Genomic DNA, 19,273 nt, shown 5'->3' with positions numbered 1-19,273 from the left:
ATGGAAATACGCAAAAATTGAACGGAATTAACTATTTTGTATCCTTTTTACCTTTGAGCAATTTTTTTCTGAATGCAGAGGGATTTTCGCCGGTCTGTTTCTTGAAAATCCGGTTGAAATGGCTCTGATCTGAAAAACCTGTGAGGTATGCAATCTCCGTTAATGAATAAGATACCGTTTCCATCAGGCTAATTGCCTTATCGATGCGCATCTTACGGATGTAATCGCCAAAAGAAAGGTTATCAAAATATCTTGAGAATTCACGTGAAAGGTATGCAGGGCTGATCTCAAGCGAATCAGAGGCTTGTTGCAGGCTCATGCTCATATTAGTGTCCAGCTGATCCTGAATCATCTCCCGCAATTCCCTGGTCCATTCTGGAGCCTTTTTTTCACTGGATTTTAAATACTTATTGTACACTTCGAGCAATAGCTGCTCAACAGGTGATTGCGTATGCCGCTGATCATGCAGGTGCCTGGCCCAGGTATATAATCCGTCATAAACCTTCATGCCAAGTTCGAGTAGTTCCTGGTCATTGGTTATATTTCTGGAAAGCCCCAGAAAGATAGCAGAAAGTCCGGCTGCCTGAGGCGCAAAGTCAAGCCTATCCGTATCGGCACCACGAATAATTGCTGCCATACGGTCGAGCGCTTCATCCCTGATCTGGTGCTTTTTTAAAAAATAATCAAATGTACAGCGATCTTCATAATGGCTGTATTCTACCCCGGGAAGGTCGAAAGGAATAGCATCAAGTTCATCAGCCAAAATTAAAACCCGTTCAAAGGGCACGTAGATGATCTCTGCTCCAGGATCTATAAATCTTTTGATCAGCCACGGACAGGCTATCCGGTCAATTTTTGGTCTTTCCCTGGTAATCCACTTCATGGTAGGAACAATATAGTCATGCTTACAAAGTTAATTGTTAGCAACCAGAATACCTGTTGATTGTTTCATGAACACTAATAATTATTTGTCTGAAGTTTGTATATGGCGACTCTTCAAATGGCCTTTCTTTTTTACAAGCTTGCTTTTCTGCTAAGGCCCGTACAATGTGGCTGCACTAAAACAGGTTTTGAAGCTATTTCGACCGGACTTAGTTAAACCCGCTTTAAAACCATTTGGCTAAGCCATTAATTTGATCTTTTTCCCTGTTTTTACAGCCTCATAAATGGCATCTATAATTTTAAGATCTTTCAAACCTTCCTCGCCGTTTACAGGAACAATTGGTTCCTTATCTTCAAAAATAATAGCTGCGAATTCATCCATCTGTACAGTTTGATGCGTAGTTATGGGCTGCGTGAGTTCACCTTTATGTGTTCTCCCTTTGATCGGGCCATAACCGGTAGAAGGTTGCATTTCTGCAAATCCTTTGTCGCCACTCATAAAAAATCTATCCAGGTAATTGATGTTATAACTTGATAAGCAGGAAGCAACTGCACCGCTCGGGAAACCCAATTGAAATTGTATGGTTTCATCGACACCTTCTTTAAACTTTATAGGATCAGTCTTGGTTTCCTGAGCTGTCACCCAAACCGGCTCTTCGCCTACCATATATCTTGCCCCATTAATCGCATAGATTCCAATATCCATCATTGATCCGCCACCTGCAAGCGCTTTGTTTAATCGCCACTGCCTAGGATCACCTATTTTAAAACCACATTGTCCCTGGAAAAACATAATCTTACCGAATTCGCCCGCATTTCTCATCCGGATCACCTCGAGCGTACGGGGTTCAAAATGCATCCTATAGCCAACCAGTAACTTTACATTCGCTTTTTTACAAGCATCAACCATCTCCTGGGCCTCTTTGGCATTCAATGCCATCGGTTTCTCGCATATGGCGTGTTTTCCTGCTTTTGCTACCCGGATAACCTGATTATGGTGCAGTGCATTTGGCGTAACCACGTAAATCGCATCTATATCCGGATTATTTTTCACCTCATCGAAGTTGTCGTAGTGATAACAATTCTTTTCCTGAATGTTGTACTTCGTTTGCCATTCTTTAATTTTTGAAGGCGTACCACTGATTACGCCTACCAGTTTCGCCTTGGTACAGGCCTTCATCGCCTCCGCTACCCGGGTGCCGTATCCACCCAAACCCATTATGGCTACGTTAAGTACCCTGCCCTCATAAGGTTGTTCAACCTCGTCGGGAGCGTTCGCAAATGCCGATAGTGAACCCAATTGCAGCATCAATACTGATGCACCCATTTTTTGTAGAAAGTCTCTTCTGGTATTCATATTATCCTGTGGTTATGTACCTTATCCAGCAAAATTATTAAGCAATATACGTGATCTCACATTTTTTTTCAGTTAATGGATTGATTTTCTTTATGATATGCAACAACAATCGTTCACATTTAGTTTTCAATATATGATTTTTAGCCTCGTCAGAACAATAAGATTATTATGCAATTACCTGAAAAATCTCGCGAATCCATCTCTCCGTAGAGTTAAGCAGCGACGCTACGGAGAGATGAAATATTGTTGAGTTTGGAAACTCAACCTGATTCTTATACTACAATCTTGCTCGATTTTAATGTCCCTCACCCTCTTCTTCGGCATTTTTCACCTTGCTTAACAGATCGTAAGCTCCCTTTACCACTACCTTTACATCACCGATCTGCTCTGCAAAAGAAACCTGCGTATAACCATTCTCTGCAACGCCTGTTTTTACTTCCGTCATCCTGTATCGGTAAGTGTTGCTGCCCTTACTATCGGGCTGATCTATAAAGACGAACTTTTTGCCTTCAAATTCAACAATTGCCGCATCAGGCAAAGCTTCTACCTTGTTCATACCACTTTCTACATAAGCCCTAAGGTACATGCCCGGAAGCAGCTGTGTATCCTCCTTATCCAGGTGGCAGTGAATTTGCACGGTACGCTCTTTACTAATTTCCCGGCCGATGAGATAAACCGTAGCCATGCGTTCCTTTTCCTCGTTGGCCAGTACAAAGCGGACTTTCTGCCCCAGCTTAAGCTTGGGTACATCTTTTTCAAATACCGTAAGCTCTGCATGAAGGTGCTCGGTATCGGCAATTTTGAACAATACATCAGTGGTGCTGGCAAAGGCACCGATATTGGTGTTAACCTGTGTTACGTAACCCGACATCGGCGCATAGAGGTTAAAGGTTTTCTGGATCTGCCCTTTTTCCAGTGCCGAAAAACTGATATTCAGTAAAGAAAGTTTTGAGCGTTGCCCCAGCAATCTTGCACTTACACTCTGGTATTCGCTCCTTGCTTTCTGAAGTGCTTTTTTAGAGTTTACGTTTTCCTTTGCCAATTCTTCCTGGCGGTCGAGTTCCTGCTTTAAAAACTGCAGCTGGCTTTTATAGTCGAGATAATCTTGTTGCATCTGAATAAATTCGGGATTCTGCATTACAGCTACGAGCGCCCCTTTGGCTACCCGTTTTCCCTGCAGCATGTTGGTACTTTTTACAATCCCTTCCAGCGGCGTAGAAATGGATACCAGGCTTTGCGGGGGAAGATCGAGCACGCCGTTTACTTTTGTTGTTCCGCTTAATTCCTTCAGCTCAATATCTCCCAGGGTAATTTCTGATAGCTTATGCTGCTCTGCGGTAAGGGTTACGATATCGCTCTTTTCGTGAACAGCCTCTTTTTCGGGTTCTTTTTCCGACTTAGGACTGCTACAGCCAGCCAAATAAAACGGGAAAGATATCAGGATAAAATATTTATATATGGATCTCATGAGATTTATGCTTAAAATGATTTGTTATTACCGGTCAAAAATTCAATATGGTTGATGCTCTGGCTTAACTGGAGCAGGGCCATCAGGCGCCCCTCGTAAATACCATTTGCTTGTTTAAGGTTCAACAGGTATTCCGAATAGCCTATTTCCCCGTTCTGATAGGCAATGCGGCTGTTTTTTAATATCAGTGCCGCATTGCTTAGGGCCGAAGTAATAAAATAGTCGTAACGTTTCCTGTTTTTCAGGTATTCGCCCAGGGCCTGCTGGTACTGGCCGGTTAGTTTTCGCTGCTGGAGCTCCAGGTCGTTCGAGGCAATATCCCTGTTAATCGATGCGGCTTTTGCCTTCGCCGAATAAGCCCGGTAAAATAGCGGAACGGAAAGTCCTACCTGAAAACCCTGGAAACGTTTGTCGCGGCCAAAGAAAACATCATTGCCGTTAACGTTTTGAAAACCGGTTAGCGACTGGTTGAAATAACCAAGGGTAAAATCGGGTAGTGCTTTGGCAAGTTCCACCTTCCGCTGTTTTTCGGCAATCACGATCTGTTGCCTGAAATAGGCAATGGCCGGATTTTCATTTAGAAGCGCCGTATCTCCTATCGAAATTTCAGGCGTTTCCCTTAAAAACTTGTCGGCAATTAGGGGTAGCCCACTCCTACCCAGAAGTGTAGCAAGCTGCGCTTTATAAATTTCGATATCAGCGCTATTCTGATCGAGCAGGTTCTCTACATCCCTGAGCTGTGTTTCGGCGGCTACCTTTTCAAGCAGGTTACCCTCGCCTGTTTTGTATTTTAACGAGGCAGATTTTACAAAACCCTTATAGATGCTGTCTTGCCCGAGCAGCAGTTTTTCTTTCGAATAGAGGTACTGAAGATTGGTGTAGACCGTTTTTACCTGAAAAATGAGTTCGTTTTTACTTGAGGCAACCTGAAGCTGGCCTGCTTTGATACGTTCATCCCCTAATGCCGCATTTGCAGCGAAAAGTGTTGGGAAGGGAATGCTTTGCGAAACGGTAAAATTGTTGTCGTTTTTAACCAGACTATTATACTGCCCGTAAAGCATAGACACTTCCGTTTTGGGCATTTCGAAGGCCCCCTTCCTAAGCTCCTGCTGCAGCCCTACACCTAGGTTAGCCCCACTAATCGCCCTGTTGTTTTCCAATGCCGAAGATACTGCCTGTTTAAGGGTTAACGCCGTTTGGGCCTTAGCAGGCTGCAATCCAAATAAGGTAATAAAGATAACGATTATGCCTGCTACCGGAGCAACGCTTACCTTTTTGCGGCCCATTTTTTCTACCCAGATATAGAGCACCGGAAGTACCAAAAGCGTCAGCAATGTTGCAGAGATCAAACCACCGATAACAACCGTTGCTAATGGGCGCTGCACTTCAGCCCCGCTTCCACCAGAGATGGCCATTGGAAGAAAACCCAGAGAGGCTACAAGGGCGGTCATAATCACCGGGCGAAGCCTGACCGAAGTACCTATCTTAATTATTTCGAAAATATTGTTCATTCCTTCTTTTTTTAACCTATTAAATTCACTGATTAGCACGATACCATTCAGCACCGCTACTCCAAAAAGCGCAATAAAACCGATGCCTGCGGAGATACTAAAGGGCATACCCCGTGCCCAGAGGGCAAATACGCCACCAATGGCCGACAATGGAATTGCGGTAAAAATTAAAAGCGCATGTTTAATGGATGAAAAAGTGAGATAAAGCAATAGTAAAATGAGTAATAACGCCAGCGGTACGGCAATGCCCAGTCTTTTAGTGGCTGCCTGCAGGTTCTCGAAAGTGCCGCCAAAGGTTGGGTAATATCCCGGTGAAAACTTCACCTCTGTATCAATCTTCTGCTGGATTTCCTTCACAATACTTTCCACATCCCTTCCCCTTACATTAAAGCCAACAGTTATCCGTCGCTTTGCATCATCGCGCTGAATCTGGTTTGGCCCTTCCCTGTACTGGATATCAGCCAGTTGCTCCAGCGGAACCTGATTGCCATTGAGTGTTGTTACGAACAGGTTCTTCACATCTTCAAGCGATTGTCTGTTTTCTTTCTCCAGGCGGACAACCATATCGAATCGTTTTTCTCCTTCAAATACAAGGCCAGCCACCTCTCCGGCAAATCCCGAGCGGATAGCCGTATTCACATCCTCAATATTCAATCCGAACTGCGCAATTTTTTCTCTATGAAATTTGATAATCACCTGTGGAAGTCCAGAAGCCTGTTCTACATAAACATCCTGGGCACCTTCGATTTTTCTGGCGATAGCACCGATCTTAGCTGCATAAGTACTCAGCTTCGAAAAATCCTCTCCATAGATTTTGATCACCACATCTTGCCTTGCACCCGTCATGAGTTCATTAAAGCGCATCTGGATGGGCTGCTGGAACCCAAAAGTAACACCAGGAATATACTGTTCCAGCTTGGCCTGCATCTTTCCCGCAAGCTCATCCCTGGTCGAAGCACTTGTCCAGTCACCCTTATCTTTTAGAATAATAATCAGATCACAGGCTTCTACCGGCATGGGATCGGTAGGAATCTCGCTAGACCCAACCTTTCCGATTACCTCTTTTACCTCAGGAAAATTGGCCTTTAATACCTTTGAAGCCCGTGTAGCGGCCTCAATGGTTTGAGAAAGGCTGCTTCCGGTAAGCACCCTGGTTTCTACAGCAAAATCGCCCTCCTCTAGTGTAGGAATAAATTCTGCGCCCAGGTAATTGAAAATAATAAGGCAAATGGCAAATAACCCTATTGCAATGCCCACAACGGCCACCCTTACCCGAAGTGCAAAATTGAGCATTGGGGTATATACCCTTTGAAAAAAGGACATGATCCTGTCTGAGATATTTTTTTTGGTACTGATGGTTTTGTTTAAAAACAGCGCACTCATCATCGGTACATAAGTTAACGACAAGATAAAAGCGCCAAGGATAGCAAAAGCCACCGTTTGGGCCATTGGCCTGAACATCTTGCCTTCTATACCAACCAGTGCCAGAATAGGCAGGTAAACGATGAGGATAATGATTTCGCCGAAAGCGGCACTGTTACGGATCCTGGAAGCAGATTCAAAAATCTCTGCATCCATCTCCTGCTGGCTTAACCTGTTTTTGTTTTTCCGGGTACCCAGATGGTGGAGAGATGCCTCTACAATGATTACTGCCCCGTCTACGATTAGACCAAAGTCTATAGCGCCAAGGCTCATCAGGTTTCCGCTAACACCAAAAAGGTTCATCAGGCATATGGCAAAAAGCATGGCCAGTGGAATAACCGAGGCCACAATCAGTCCGGCGCGGAAATTCCCCAAAAGCAACACTAGTACAAAGATCACAATCAATGCACCTTCTGCCAGGTTTTTGGTTACCGTACCAATGGCACTGTCTACCAGTTTTGTACGGTCCAGAAATGGCTCGATCACCACGCCCTCCGGAAGATTCTTTGCAATCTGATCCATCCGGGTTTTTACGTTTGCAATAACCTTGGAAGAGTTGGCGCCCTTTAGCATCATCACTACCGCCCCTACTACCTCGCCCTGATCGTTTCTGGTCATGGCGCCGTACCTGGTGGCCGCACCGATCCTCACCTCCGCTACATTTCGGATCAACACGGGAATGCTGTTCTCATTAGTCCGTACAACGATGTTCTCAATGTCTGCAATACTGTTGATAAGTCCTTCACTCCTGATAAAATAGGCATTTGGCTTCTTATCGATGTAAGATCCGCCAGTGTTCTGGTTGTTTTTTTCAAGTGCCTTAAAAATATCGCTGATGGATATATCCATGCTCCTGAGCTTGTCGGGATTAAGGGCAATCTCATATTGCTTAAGGTATCCCCCAAAGCTGCTTACATCTGCTATACCCTCTACGCCCAATAGCTGGCGGCGAACAATCCAGTCTTGAATGGTGCGAAGCTCGGTGGCATCATATTTTTTTTCGTATCCTTTTTTGGGATGGATGACGTACTGGTAAATCTCTCCCAGTCCGGTTGTTAACGGCGCAACCTCGGGTATGCCGATCCCTTTAGGAATAGCTCTTTCTACTTCAGCAAGCCTTTCACTTACCTGCTGGCGGGCCCAGTAAATCTCTACACCTTCCTTAAATACCACTGTCACCACCGAAAGGCCGAACCTGCTAAAGGAACGGATTTCCTCTATTCCTGGAATAGTGGCCATGGTCTGTTCTACCGGGTAAGTTACAAAACGTTCAATATCTTCTGCACCGTTGCTTGGTGAGGAAGTAATAATCTGGACCTGGTTATTGGTAATATCGGGAAGGGCATCTATGGGCAGCTGCCTTAGGGAGTATATACCCCAGGCAATCAGTGCCAGCATCATAATTCCCACCAGCAGTTTTTGCCTAATGGAGAATTGTATTATTCTGTTCAACATTTTCGTTTAAATCAAAAATCAATAAATAGCGGGGCATCATTACACCTCATGGTGCAAAATTGAGCATGTAAAAAAGCATGCTTTTCATGGACAAAGCCATGAAAATAAGAAATTGATTAAACGAGTTTAGGCGGTTGCCAGATATCAAGTGGTTGTTTTTTCAATGCAGAGCATTGGAAAACCGGATATGGTTTCCGGAATACCGGTACAATCAGGTCTGTTAACTTTTCGGTTGGAAAGTGCTGACCAACAGAGCAGCAGGCACAGCTGCAGAATGGTGGACAGGATTCTCCATGCATATGCTCAGCTTTTGATTGATCGCTGTGCACAATGCTTTCTGTGTGTGACTTGGAAACCATATCTTCCTTGTCCTGGCAAGGCATAAAGCCCAGAAGGATCAGGTAAACAGAAAAAAGGAATACAAAGTTTTTCACCAGGGCAAATGTAATGATTAAAGTTTTTAATTCATAAAACCCGTTTTATTTACCCCCCTTTTCTGCTTTGATGGTTAAAAAACCACCTGTTTATTTACTAATTGATAGCCATTAACCGGCCTTACTTTAAAAAATCATTTAGGTAAGCTGATATGGTTTTCGTCTGCATCATTAAGCTTACATGCCCCTGAGCAGGAACAATGGCCAAATGCGATTTTGGCATCTCCCCCATATCGGCAAATTTGTCGCCGCCCAGCAGCTGGTAGGTTTTAATCAGCTCTATTTTATCCAGGCCATCATTATCTCCTGCGATGATTAATACGGGTGAAGTAATTTTCGCAATATTGGCGTCTCCCATATCGAATGGTGTCCCGGCAAAAACAATCATCTTTTCTACAAATTTTGTCCAATTTGTTTTGTCAGGCGCTACCGCATCATATGCCGTTTTCATAGGCGTATTTGCAAACATTTCAGGTTTCATATTTTTAAATGCACCTGCTATTTCAGGTCTCCAGCCAGTGCTTTTATAAGTTGAAGAAATGATTACTAATTTTTTTACGCGTTTAGGGCTTTGTATGGTCAACTTGTAAGCTATAGAGCCACCCATGCTATAGCCTACAACATCGGCACTGTCTACTTTTAAGTGATTCATTACTCCTTCCACATCACTGGCGAGGGTAGCCTGGTCTAATTTCCGGTCTGAAAATGGTGTGTGCCCATGGCCCTGCAATTCAACAGCGATCACTTTTCTGGTTTTCGATAATTCGGGTATTAATTGCCCCCAGTTTGTTTCAATGGTCATAAATGCACCGTGTAGTAATACCAACGGTTTACCCTCACCGTATACTTCGTAATAAACTTTAAGGCCATTAACCGGTGCATAACCACTCTCGGCAGGTTTAAGCTGTTGTCCTTTCGACTGAGGTGCTGCAAACAGGATGATTGTGAGGAGTAGTACTGATTTAAGCATATTACCCATTTGGAATAAATTTTTCATAACGCTATTTAAATTTAGTTTGAACGATATTGACTATACAAATATGCAGTTCATTCGCGGCTTTAACACGACGTAAAAACGACAACTTCGGTGGCGAATTGCGACATTGCAACGATAGGCTGTGAACACTCGTCATACTTAACTTGATTGGGAACCATGAGTACTCATTAAAGATAATCGTAATGCAATACGCTTTAAGATTCCCGCCTGCGCGAGAATGACGACCTTTCTGTAGGGGTCGCTTGTTGAAGGACTTGGTTAAATAACCTTTTGATTAAAAGCTCATCGAAAGATGGGCTTTTTTTAACTAAACCTGATCTACCGCTTTTAGTAGTTACCTCTATCGTGTATATTTGAGCATTACCATCAAGTCAATTACGCTCAAAAACCAGGCAAAATGATACAAAAAGAATTAACGGAACTAACAGATGAAGAATTGTTGCAAGAAGCAAAAAAAAGAAAATCGGCAGCCATAATCAATGCAATATTAATTGGATTTCTGATCGGTATTGTATTTTTCAGCGTGATGAAAAACAGTTTAGGATTTTTGACCCTCATCCCTTTATTTTTTGCTTATAAGCTGATCAATAACTCGAAATATAACCATCAGGAATTAGAAAATCTTTTGAAAGAAAGAGGGTTGAAATAAAAAATGCTGGCTGATAATCAGATAACAGTGAATGATCTTAGCCAACAGATTGAAAAGTAAAAATATGCAGCGAAAAACCTAAGAAAAATGGGATCTAACATCAAAATCATTAATAAAAATGAAGGCGAGTATTTAGGCATAGCAGGAGGCAATTACAGGATCATCATTTCTGGTGAGCAAAGCAATGGTAACTATTCGGTTATTGAAATGACTGTTCCCCCAGGAGGCGGTCCACCACCGCACGCCCACCCCGACACACAGGAAATGTTCCATGTATTGGAAGGAGAAGTGGAGTTTAAAACAGAAAGTGGTAAACAAATCGTTTCAAAAGATGGCTTTGTGAATATTCCTCTTGGTGGAGCCGTTCATTGCTTTAAAAATACTTCCAAAAAACCTGCACGATTGCTTTGCACAGTAGTACCCGCCGGACTGGAAAATCTATTTCATGAAATAGGCACTCCTGTTCTTCCTGGGCAAACGCTGCCCATTCCTGAATTAACAGAAGAGCGAAAAGCATTTTTAAAAAAGATGGACTTGAAATACAATCAGCAAACCTACCCCAAGGATTTTCTGGGATAGTATTCTTAATAGTGGCTACCTATTGTCTCAAAAAACGTAATAGAACTGGTTCTTTTTCTCGCGGTTCTAATCAATTATCTGTTGAATCAATATTCCAGAAAACCTCTGCATATGCCCTCGCCGATTCTACCTTCGAAGGATATCCCAAAATCAAAGACTAAGATTTCTCCATCAGATACAAAGTTATTATCAGCGCTGTGCCCCTGCTTTTGAATAACTGGCAATTTATGATGAACCATTAACATTGTCTGTTTAATTAGCAAACCATTGTACTTATTTTACAACAACACAGCACCTTGATGTAAAATATAATTCACACCAACCTCTTTTTATTTTGTTCATTCTATTCATTAACCCACTCAAAATCAAAACTATCAGCTTTATAAATTAAATTGGGTTTGTATAATAAGTTTGAGCATTGCCGATTGTTTTTTTACCATTCAGATCCCTGCATGACTACAAATCAAAGTCCTCCCAAGCATTTTTACACTCTCGATGCCATTAGAGGCCTTGCGGCCATAGTAGTTATTCTATATCACTGGCAATTCTTTTATTATGCAAACGATATCTGGGTAAAGGGTGGCTTTGAGAAAACGGCACTTCCGTTCTATCCTTATCTATCGGCCATCTATAATGACGGTGTAATCGCGGTCGATTTGTTCTTTCTCCTTTCGGGGTTCATTTTTTTCTGGCTGTATGCCGAGCGAATTGCCACCATGAAAATGAACTTCGGTAAATTTATGGTCTTCCGGATGAGCAGGCTCTATCCCATCCACCTGATTACCTTATTATCGATGGCGGCACTCCAATGGCTGATGTTCAAAAATGTAGGTCATTACTTTATTATTCATTATAACGATGGTTATCATTTTATATTGAACCTCCTTTTTATCCAAAGCTGGGGAATTGAGAAAGGTGCCTCTTTTAACGGACCATCATGGTCGGTTTCTGTAGAAGTATTTCTTTATTTAGCATTCTTCGTAATCTGCTACCTGAAACTGCAAAATAAAAAATGGCTGTTATTCTTCCTTATGCCCCTGGGAATATTTTTACAATATTATTTTACCCTTATCGGAAAAGGTATGTACTCTTTCTTTTTAGGCGCACTGGTTTATTACCTCTATGTTTGGATGCTTAAAGAAAACAGGACAAAAAAACACCTGTCGCCTCTGATCATCTTCACCGGATTACTTTGGGTTCTACTCTTTGCCGAGTATTATTTTGGATTCCTTAGAGGTATATTTATAAAGCAGTATCTACATACATTTCCCAACAAAACCCTCGACTCGGCAGAAACAGCTTTTGGACTGGGCAAAAACTTTGTTTTCAGAACGCTAGTGTCGCCTTGCACCATTCTCGTCTTAACACTGTGGGAAACCAGCAAGGGTACGATTAACAAGAAATGGGCATTGCTTGGTAATTGCAGCTATGCCATGTATTTAATCCATTTTTCGCTACAGGTCATTTTCGTACTCATAGTTGATGCTTTTCATATCAACCGTCTGGTACTCCGATCGCCTGTTACTTTACTGATCTTTTTCCTGATTCTTCTGCCACTGAGCCTAATGATCTACTATTATTTCGAGTTGCCTGCCCAAGAAAAAATCAGGGAAAAATTCTATAAAACTAAAAGTTCAAACCTAAGCATAGCTGGGGTTGAAGTAAAAACATAATAAACTTCTGTGGTTGGGAGCCGATTCCAACCTCGGATGGCGTGTAGTGAATAGTTGGCAGTAAAGTTCCCACATTCACAAGCATTTTTACACAATACTGCATTGATAAATTAATTACTAGATATGAAATTAAAATTTAGCTTACCACTGATCCTGGCCTTGCTAATTGTTACGGGATGCGCAAACACCCGGAAACTCACTTACTTTAATGACATTGCGGCGGTTACCGGGACAGATTCCCTTCACCGCATGCAACAACTTAAAATACAGCCTGGTGATATCCTGCAAATCACCATCACCACGCTTGATAAAGAAGTATCACAAATGTTTAACCCCAATGTGGCTGCTTCTGGCCCAGCCTCTGGTAGCGGCCTAGAGCAGGGATACCTGGTAGACAGCGTAGGCATTATAACCTTACCGGTGATCGGGAAAATAAACGTAAAGAATAAAACAACAACAGCCATTAACGACCTGGTATCGCAAGAATTGGATAAAACAGTGCGCAGCACTTACGTATCTACACGGCTGGTAAATTTCAGGGTATCTGTTCTGGGTGATGTGGCCCATCCAGGTTCCTTCCGCATAGGAGCAGAAAGAGCTTCTATACTGGATGTACTGAGCATGGCAGGCGACCTGAACATCACGGCCAAACGGGACGACATTATGATCATCCGCGAAATCAATGGAATCAAAAAGTATACGTCAGTAAACCTGAACGATAGCAAAACACTCTCCTCTGATTATTATTATCTCCGAAATAATGATGTGATTTATGTTAAGCCGGGCCCCGATCGCAAGTTTGCCACATCTAAAACAGTTCAGCTCCTGCCTGCCATCATAGGCGTGATATCATTGATTACCACGATTGTCATTTTAAATAAGTGATCGCCTTATGAACCAGCAAAAAACAACAAATAATAAAAACTCGGTAATAGATCTGAACGATCTCTTTCAGAAGATGCTATTTCACTGGCCCCTATACCTTTTGGTACTGTTGGCTATGGTGGCAGGCGGCATGCTTTACATGAAATACAAGAAACCAATGTACATGTCGAGCGCTAAACTATACCTAAAGGATGAAAAAAAAGGCGGTGGGGAAGAAATGGATGCGCTCAAATCACTATCTCTTTTCAACAGCGGTAAAAATATTGAAAATGAAATGGAGGTGCTGAAATCTCCTATCCTGGTAGAAAAAGTGATTGCAGCTAATGGCTTTAACATCCGGTATTATATAAAAGGAACGGTAAAAAATGAAGAAATATATGGCCGTCCACCACTTACTATCCGCGTACTGAGCGACAGTTCAAAAGTAGGCTCCTATGTTTTTGATGTCACGCGTGAAAACAACCTGCTAAAAATAAAACAGGTAAACACTACTGCCGATACCAGCAGGCAGTTAACCGTCAAACCCGGCGAAGCATTCACCGTGGCGAAAGATAAATTCGTGATCAACTACGCTCCAAAGGCTACCGCTGATTTGGCAAATACATTCCAGATCAAGATAGACTCGGTTGCAGAATGTGCTTATGACAAAATAGAAGAAATAGGCGCGGCGCTTGTGAACCGTGATGCTACCGTAATAATGGTTAGCTACAGCGATCCTGTGCCCGAAAGGGCCGCCAATTTCCTCAATGCTCTGCTCGATGCCTATAATGAATATACCCTTGATGACAAGAACAGGACTGCCTTTAAAACCATTCATTTTCTGGGGGTGCGGATCGATTCGTTAAAAGAAGAACTGGGACTGCTTGAAAAACAGGAAGAAAATTTCAAGATCCAGAGGGGCATCACAGATATTGATGCGAGCTCTAAACTGGCACTTGAACAGGTAAAAGAAGCAGATATCCGGCTCAGTGAAGCCAATATGCAACTTTCAGTTCTTGATCAAGTGGAAAGATATGTAAACAATCCTTCTAGCAATTACCCCTTTGCACCCGTGCTCGGCAATATTGATCAAACATTAACTTCTATGATCAACCGTTATGAGGAAGCGCTGAAAGAAAAGAAACGCTTGTCGCTCTCCCTCAAACCTACCAGCGAAATCCTGAAAAACGTGGAATCGCAGATTGCCGATACCCGGAAAACCATCAGCGATTATATCTCCGGGTACAGACGGAACGCGGGCGTGGTACAAAAAGAAACACAGCGTAAAGTAAACCAGATACAGGGGAAAATAGCCAATATACCGACCTACACAAAAGAATACATCAACATCAAAAGGCAACAGGGCGTAAAGGAAAGCCTGTATCTTTACTTGTTAAAAAAGAAAGAAGAAGCATCAGTTGCCTACGCCAGCAATGTGGTAGACAATAAAGTGATTGCTCCAGCTTTTGTACCCGAAAAGCCCATTTCTCCAAAAAAAGCCATTGTATTTATTGGCTTTATTGCCGCTGGGCTGGTGCTTGCCAGTGCCTATATTTATTTTAAATATTTCTTAAACCCTAGGGTACTCAATAAAAAAGAAATTGAACAGGTGTTCGATCTCCCTATGATCGCCGAAATTTATCAGCAAGATGACAAGCCACACGACATGTCACTCCATAACAGGTCAATACTGGTAGAACAGGCATTTAACATGCGTACAAACCTAAAATTTCTGCTTACAGGAGTTATCGGTACGCCTACTATCCTGCTCACTTCAAGCGTTTCGGGTGAGGGGAAAACATTCCTGTCGGCCCATCTTGGAAATTCATTAACGATGGGTGATAAAAAAGTGGTACTGGTTGAACTCGATCTCAGGAACCCTAAGCTTTCACAGTTCTTCGGGCTGGATCATAATGTTGGTGTAACCAATTATATCATCGGCAATAAAACCCTGGAAGAGATTATTAAAAAAATACCAGGTACAGAAGAGCTTTACCTCGTTTCTTCGGGCGCTATTCCGCCCAATCCAATTGAGCTGATTGAAGGAGAGCGTATGACAGACCTGCTGAACCAGCTGAAGGGCCGCTTCGACTATGTAATTATTGATATGTCCCCTATCGGCATCGTATCCGATGCTAAAAGCATTTCAAACCTCATAGATTGTGCCCTGTTTGTGGTGCGGTACAATTTCACACTGAAATCTAAACTGTCAGCAGTATCGGAAAACCTGGTGAAAGGCTTCTTCAAAAAAATAGGGATCATCTTTAACGGCATAGAACAAGATACTTTCCATTCCTATTACGATCAGTATTCATACGCAGAAAATAAACAACATAAAGGTACATGGTCATCATTGGTTAAAAAAATAAAACAGCGCATTGTATAAACTATTTGAAAATAGCGGTTGGCTCCTGATTGATAAGCTCAGTAAACTTTTTCCGGGCATTATCATTATGGCACTTATTGGCCGGCACCTGGGCCCTGAAGAATTCGGGATATGGAACTATACGCTTGCACTTACCACGATTATAGGAAGTGTGGCCATTCTTGGAATGGACAGGCTCGCTGTAAAAGAAATTATTAATAATGAGCAAAGACAGGGAACTATTGTAGCCACTGTTATTTTAATGAGGATCAGTGCCAGTACAATCTGTATGGTCATCAGCATAGGCATTGTACTATTTGCCCGAAAACACCAGCAGCTTTATTTATACTGTACCATTTTTTCTGCACTGATTATCATCCTGCAATCCTTTGATGTACTTGATTATTTCTACCAGGCAAAAAACCAGGTAAAAAGAGTAATCATCCCAAAAGTGGCCGTATTCATTACTTTCTGTATAGTAAAGCTCGTCATTATATTTCTTGGCGGTACTCTGATGGCATTTCTGTGGGCATCAGTTATCGAATTATTCCTCACCTATCTCATCATCATAATGGTATTTAGTTACCATAATGCCCCAGATTTTACCCTTAAGATCGATCGGTCGCTGGCCAAAGCGCTGCTGTTACAAAGCTGGCCATTGATCCTATCAAACCTGGTGGTAGTATTATTTATGAAGATAGACCTGGTATTGTTGGATGTGCTTTCTAACCCTGCCGAACTGGGTAAGTATGTAGGTGCTGCGCGGATCTCTGAATTATGGTATGCCATTCCTACGGTGATATCTGTAGCCATACTGCCGGGTCTCATACAAAAGAAAAAGATCAGCCAAAACGCTTACCTGTTGACATTGGAAAAATGGCTCCGATTATCATTCTGGCTCAGCGCAGCTATTGCTACACTGGTTACACTAACTGCACACCTGATTATTCCGTTCCTTTACGGTGACAGCTATAGGGCTGCTTCCTGGATGCTGATGATCCATGTATGGGCAGGTATTCCCGTTTTCTTGTGCATCGTTTTAGTGCAATATCTTTTCGTAGAAGGGGAATATAAGATCTATCTGTACGCCAACCTGTATGGTTTGATTGTTAATGTAGCCATTAACATCTTTTTAATACCCGGCTATGGCGGTATTGGTGCGGCAATTGCCACGGTAGCGGCTTACTTTACTGTATTTGGTGTATTGCTATTGCTAGACAAAAGTGGACAGGGTTTTCTGATCACAAAAAAAATGTTCAACCCCATACTGGTGCTTTCAGATATCAAACAGTTAAATAACAGTCTCAGGATTTTTACCAGCAAATTATTCACCAAAAACGTTATGCCAAATGAGCAGCATTAAAAATATAGCATCAAAAATAGTCACCACGCTATTTCCCCGGCTCAGTTACGGTGTGCGTGCTTACAGCTCAGAAGGAGAAGATATGATCTTAAAAAGGATCTTTGATAAAAAGCAACATGGTGTTTATGTAGATGTGGGCGCACATCATCCCTTTAGGGTATCCAATACCTACCTGCTTTACAAGCAGAACTGGACTGGTATCAACATCGATCCTATGCCAGGTTCAATGGCCGTATTTAACAGGCATCGGCCTAAAGATATTAACCTTGAAATGGGCGTATCTGCAGTAAAACAGCAACTCACCTATTTCATATTTAACGAACCTGCTTTAAACACTTTTTCTCCTGAAAAAGTAAAAGAATACTCGCAGGCAGCGAGATACCATGTAATTGCAGAAAAGAAGATCGAAACCTGGCCACTGGCTGATATCCTGGATGAATACCTGGCTAAAGATACGACCATCGACTTTCTCACCATCGATGCCGAAGGGCTCGATTTAGAAGTACTTCGATCTAACAATTGGAATAAATACAAACCGGAGTATGTACTGGCCGAATCGCCTCCCTTCGAGGTATTCCAGCCAGAGAGCAGCGAATTATACCAATTTATGCAACAGATAGGCTATAGCTTGTTTGCCAAAACCTATTACACATACATTTTTAAAAATATGCACACATAACACACATAATATGTCTGGAAGCAAGTTATACGTACAATATGGCAGTGGCCCTTTTTCAGCACCAGATGGCTGGAAAAACTACGATGCATCGCCCACACTCAGGATCCAGCGGATTCCCCTGATTGGGAAATTGCTCGCGCCGGCCATGCATGTATCTTTCCACCCTGATGTTTTACTGGGCGATATACTGAAAGGCCTTCCAGGAATAGAGGATAACGCTTGCGATGGCATTTACTGTTCGCATGTACTGGAGCATCTGGCCTATAACGACTGCCTTCTGGCGATCAGGAATAGTTTTCGGATGCTAAAGCCCGGCGGTTACTTCAGGTGCGTACTGCCAGATCTTGCTGGTGCCGCAAAGAGATATCTCGAGCAACTCTCAAACAATGACCCTAAAGCCAATACCGCTTTTATGGAAGAAACATTGCTGGGAAAAGAAAAAAGGATCAGGGGGCTGAAACAGTTGATACAGCTGGCCCTAGGTAACCGCGAACACCTGTACATGTGGGACCACCTTTCCTTAACGCATCAGCTTGCTGCCGCAGGGTTTAAAAACATCAGAAATTGTGCGTTTAACGACAGCCCAGATCCCATGTTTAAACTGGTAGAAGAAGAAATTAGATTTAATAATGCCGTTGCATTGGAGGCAACAAAATAATGTTACACACGCCAATCTTACTTCTGGTATTTAACCGTCCCGAACAAGCATTGCTGATATTCGGGCAGATCAGGCTGCAGCAGCCTGAACGATTGTTTATTGCTGCCGATGGTCCCCGGGCCGATCAGCCTGGAGAAGCTGCGCTGTGCGAAACCACCAGAACAACGATCTTAAATGGCATCGACTGGCCTTGTAAGGTAGAAACCCTATTCCGCCCCGATAACCTGGGCTGTGGGAAAGCGGTAAGCACCGCCATCGACTGGTTTTTTAACAATGTAGAAGAAGGCATTATCCTGGAAGATGATTGTTTGCCGAATCCAACCTTCTTCTCTTTCTGTAAGGCGATGCTAGAAAAATACCGATTGAACAAGAATATTATGCATGTTAACGGAAGCAACTACCAGGCGGGCATGCTGAGGGGAAATGGCTCCTACTATTTTTCGCGCTATGCACACGTGTGGGGATGGGCAAGCTGGCGGCGTGCCTGGCGGCATTACGACTTCAGCCTTCAGCGCTACGAGAATGCTTCCAGACAGGGTCTCAACAGCTTCCTGCAGTCAGAACTGCAATCCGTAAACAATGCCCAAACAGATACCTGGGATATCCAATGGTTTATGAGCGTGTGGTTCAATAAGGGATTGGTAATCACGCCCAATATCAGTCTTGTCAAAAATATCGGTTATGGCAAAAACGCTACCCACACCCACTCCGTTCCCGTTTGGTTTAGCAAGATACAATATGGCGAAATAACAGAAATAAAGCACCCCAACAGCTATAACATCGATGAAGAAGCAGACAGGCATAGCCTCAAAACGTTATATAACCCAGGCAAATTTTATATAAGAATCAAAAAAATGGTGCAAAACAATATGTGGCTATTCAACCAGTGCAAACGTATTTACAGATTGATAAATTAA

General features: G+C 42.7%; 14 protein-coding genes. 9 read left to right on the top strand and 5 right to left on the bottom strand.

What is annotated here, in order from left to right:
* Positions 1–31: 31 nt before the first annotated feature.
* From FHT21_RS00295 to FHT21_RS00275, 5 genes are all read right to left on the bottom strand, one after another.
* Positions 32–883 (bottom strand): chromate resistance protein ChrB domain-containing protein, encoded by an 852-nt coding sequence (locus FHT21_RS00295; RefSeq protein WP_167292814.1) that lies wholly within the window; start codon positions 881–883, stop codon positions 32–34.
* Between the two features lie 237 nt (positions 884–1,120).
* Positions 1,121–2,239 (bottom strand): Gfo/Idh/MocA family oxidoreductase, encoded by a 1,119-nt coding sequence (locus tag FHT21_RS00290; protein ID WP_167292812.1) that lies wholly within the window; start codon positions 2,237–2,239, stop codon positions 1,121–1,123.
* 295 nt (positions 2,240–2,534) lie between these two features.
* Entirely contained in the window at positions 2,535–3,707 is a 1,173-nt protein-coding gene (locus tag FHT21_RS00285; protein ID WP_167292810.1) for an efflux RND transporter periplasmic adaptor subunit, read from the bottom strand.
* Between the two features lie 11 nt (positions 3,708–3,718).
* The gene (locus tag FHT21_RS00280; protein WP_167292809.1) at positions 3,719–8,095 is read right to left on the bottom strand and encodes a CusA/CzcA family heavy metal efflux RND transporter; all 4,377 of its coding nucleotides are present in this window, start codon (positions 8,093–8,095) and stop codon (positions 3,719–3,721) included.
* Between the two features lie 555 nt (positions 8,096–8,650).
* Positions 8,651–9,526: an alpha/beta hydrolase gene (locus FHT21_RS00275; RefSeq protein ID WP_167292808.1), complete on the bottom strand. Its 876-nt coding sequence runs from the start codon at positions 9,524–9,526 to the stop codon at positions 8,651–8,653.
* 397 nt (positions 9,527–9,923) lie between these two features.
* Here FHT21_RS00275 and FHT21_RS00270 point away from each other — a divergent pair, with 397 nt between their 5' ends.
* The 9 genes from FHT21_RS00270 to FHT21_RS00230 all read left to right on the top strand — a co-directional run bounded on the left by FHT21_RS00270 (position 9,924) and on the right by FHT21_RS00230 (position 19,273).
* Positions 9,924–10,175, top strand: a complete 252-nt coding sequence (locus FHT21_RS00270; protein WP_167292807.1) for an FUSC family protein — start codon at positions 9,924–9,926, stop codon at positions 10,173–10,175.
* Between the two features lie 87 nt (positions 10,176–10,262).
* Complete coding sequence (locus FHT21_RS00265) at positions 10,263–10,754, top strand: cupin domain-containing protein (protein WP_167292806.1); 492 nt, start codon at positions 10,263–10,265, stop codon at positions 10,752–10,754.
* Between the two features lie 452 nt (positions 10,755–11,206).
* Positions 11,207–12,427 carry an acyltransferase gene (locus FHT21_RS00260; protein WP_167292805.1) on the top strand — a complete coding sequence of 407 codons (1,221 nt, stop codon included), beginning with the start codon at positions 11,207–11,209 and terminating at the stop codon, positions 12,425–12,427.
* Positions 12,428–12,550: 123 nt separating this feature from the next.
* Positions 12,551–13,312 (top strand): polysaccharide biosynthesis/export family protein, encoded by a 762-nt coding sequence (locus FHT21_RS00255; protein WP_167292804.1) that lies wholly within the window; start codon positions 12,551–12,553, stop codon positions 13,310–13,312.
* Between the two features lie 7 nt (positions 13,313–13,319).
* The gene (locus FHT21_RS00250; RefSeq protein WP_167292803.1) at positions 13,320–15,677 is read left to right on the top strand and encodes a polysaccharide biosynthesis tyrosine autokinase; all 2,358 of its coding nucleotides are present in this window, start codon (positions 13,320–13,322) and stop codon (positions 15,675–15,677) included.
* Positions 15,670–17,019 (top strand): flippase, encoded by a 1,350-nt coding sequence (locus FHT21_RS00245; RefSeq protein WP_167292802.1) that lies wholly within the window; start codon positions 15,670–15,672, stop codon positions 17,017–17,019. The genes FHT21_RS00250 and FHT21_RS00245 overlap by 8 nt, the downstream gene beginning before the upstream one ends.
* Complete coding sequence (locus FHT21_RS00240) at positions 17,006–17,698, top strand: FkbM family methyltransferase (protein ID WP_167292801.1); 693 nt, start codon at positions 17,006–17,008, stop codon at positions 17,696–17,698. The genes FHT21_RS00245 and FHT21_RS00240 overlap by 14 nt, the downstream gene beginning before the upstream one ends.
* 10 nt (positions 17,699–17,708) lie before the next feature.
* Positions 17,709–18,356, top strand: coding sequence for a methyltransferase domain-containing protein (locus FHT21_RS00235; protein WP_167292800.1), 648 nt, complete (start codon positions 17,709–17,711; stop codon positions 18,354–18,356).
* Positions 18,356–19,273 carry a nucleotide-diphospho-sugar transferase gene (locus tag FHT21_RS00230; protein ID WP_167292799.1) on the top strand — a complete coding sequence of 306 codons (918 nt, stop codon included), beginning with the start codon at positions 18,356–18,358 and terminating at the stop codon, positions 19,271–19,273. The genes FHT21_RS00235 and FHT21_RS00230 overlap by 1 nt, the downstream gene beginning before the upstream one ends.

The organism is Pedobacter sp. SG908, from assembly GCF_011759615.1.
In the GTDB taxonomy this organism is placed as follows: domain Bacteria; phylum Bacteroidota; class Bacteroidia; order Sphingobacteriales; family Sphingobacteriaceae; genus Pedobacter; species Pedobacter riviphilus.
Note: the sequence above shows the minus strand (reverse complement) of the source record. Positions and strands in the feature narration are given on the sequence as shown.